This is a genomic window from Propionivibrio limicola (genome assembly GCF_009469695.1).
GTDB lineage: Bacteria > Pseudomonadota > Gammaproteobacteria > Burkholderiales > Rhodocyclaceae > Propionivibrio > Propionivibrio limicola.
The window spans coordinates 1-2,235 of sequence record NZ_SSSR01000039.1; the positions used below are offsets into that span (position 1 = coordinate 1).

Here is a 2,235-nt window from a genome sequence, read left to right on the forward strand (position 1 = left end):
ATTACAGCGCGTCGATGATGGCGTTCAGCGTGGCGCTCGGACGCATGGCGGCCGCGGTCTTGAGCGGGTCCGGACGGTAGTAACCGCCGATATCCACGGCCTTGCCCTGGGCGCCGATCAGCTCGTCGTTGATCTTCGCTTCGTTTTCCTGCATGGCCTTGGCGACCTTCTCGAACTTGGCCTTCAGCTCGGCATCCTTGGTCTGCTCGGCCAGTGCCTCGGCCCAGTACAGGGCGAGGTAGAAGTGGCTGCCACGGTTGTCGATCTGACCGACGCGACGGGCCGGCGACTTGTTGTTGTCGAGGAACTTGGCAATCGCCTTGTCGAGCGCGTCGGCCAGTACTTGCGCCTTCTCGTTCTTGAAGTTCTGGGCGATGTGCTCGAGCGAAGCGCCGAGCGCCGAGAATTCGCCGAGCGAATCCCAACGCAGGTAGTTCTCTTGCGTGAATTGCTCAACGTGCTTCGGCGCCGAGCCGCCGGCACCGGTTTCGAACAGGCCACCGCCCGCGAGCAGCGGAACGACCGACAGCATCTTGGCGCTGGTGCCCAGTTCGAGAATCGGGAACAGGTCGGTGAGGTAGTCACGCAGGACGTTGCCGGTCACCGAGATGGTGTCCTGGCCCTGACGGATGCGCTCGAGGCAGTACTTCATGGCTTCAACCGGCGGCAGAATCTTGATTTCCAGACCGGTGGTGTCATGGTTCTTGAGGTACTTCTCGACCTTGGCGATGATGTTGGCGTCGTGGGCGCGGTTCTTGTCGAGGTAGAACACGGCCGGAACGCCGGTGACACGAGCACGGGTCACGGCGAGCTTGACCCAGTCTTGCACCGGGATGTCGCGGGTGCGGGCCATGCGCCAGATGTCGCCGGCTTCGACCTTGTGCTCCATCAGGACTTTGCCGTCGGCGGCGACAACGCGCACGGTGCCGTCAGCCGGGAGGATGAAGGTGGTCGGGTGCGAACCGTATTCTTCGGCCTTCTGGGCCATCAGGCCGACGTTCGGAACGGTGCCCATCTTGGTGACGTCGAGGGCGCCGTTCTTCTGGCAGTCTTCAACCACAGCCTGGTACATCGGGCCGTAGCAGCGGTCCGGAACGAGGGCGAGCGTGTCTTGCAGCTTGCCTTCCTTGTTCCACATCTTGCCGCCGTCGCGGATCACGACCGGCATCGAGGCGTCGATGATGACGTCGTTCGGGACGTGCAGGTTGGTGATGCCCTTGTCGGAGTTGACCATGGCCAGCGCCGGACGCTTGTTGTATTCGGCGGCGATGTCGGCTTCGATTTCGGCTTGCTTGGCTTCCGGCAGGCTCTTGATCTTGGCGAGCAGGTCGCCGAGACCGAGGTTCGGGTTGACGCCGGCTTGCTTGAGGGCGTCAGCGTGCTTCTCGAACACGTCGGAGAAGAAGACGGTCACCGCGTGGCCGAACATGACGGGGTCGGAGACCTTCATCATGGTGGCCTTGAGGTGCACGGAGAGGAGCTGGCCGCTGGCTTGGGCGGCGGCGATCTGGTCAGCGTAGAACTGACGCAGGGCCTTGGCGCTCATGAAGGTGCCGTCGAGGATTTCTCCCTTGAGGGCGTTGAGCTTGTCCTTCAGAACCTTGGTGGTACCGTCGGCGCCAACGAATTCGATCTTGAAGTCGCCGCCGTTTTCCATGATGACGGACTTCTCGTTGCCGTAGAAGTCACCGGCGGTCATGCTGGCGATCTTGCACTTGGAACCGGCTTCCCACGGGGAGAGCTTGTGCGGGTTCTTCTTGGCGAAGTTCTTGACGGAGAGCGGGGCGCGACGGTCGGAGTTGCCTTCACGCAGCACCGGGTTTACGGCCGAACCGAGGACCTTGGAGTAGGTGTCCTGAATGGCCTTCTCTTCGTCGTTTTGCGGCGCTTCCGGGTAGTCGGGCAGGTTGTAGCCCTTCTCTTGCAGTTCCTTGATCGCGGCCTTGAGCTGCGGTACCGAGGCGCTGATGTTCGGCAGCTTGATGATGTTGGCTTCCGGCGTGGTGGCCAGTGCGCCCAGACCGGCGAGGTTGTCGGCCATGCGCTGTTCCGGCGTCAGGCGCTCCGGGAAGCACGCAAGAATGCGGCCCGACAGCGAAATGTCGCACTTCTCGACTTCTACGCCCGTTCCCTTCGTGAACGCCTGCACGATCGGCAGCAGCGAATACGTCGCAAGGGCCGGCGCTTCATCAATCTCGGTCCAGATAATTTTGGATGTAGCCATAAACGTCTCCA

1 protein-coding gene is annotated in these 2,235 nt (G+C 62.1%); it reads right to left on the reverse strand.

Going from position 1 to position 2,235, the window contains the following annotated elements; genetic code table 11:
• Position 1: 1 nt before the first annotated feature.
• Positions 2 to 2,224, reverse strand: coding sequence for an NADP-dependent isocitrate dehydrogenase (locus tag GH659_RS14685; protein ID WP_153112182.1), 2,223 nt, complete (start codon positions 2,222 to 2,224; stop codon positions 2 to 4).
• Positions 2,225 to 2,235: the final 11 nt, after the last annotated feature.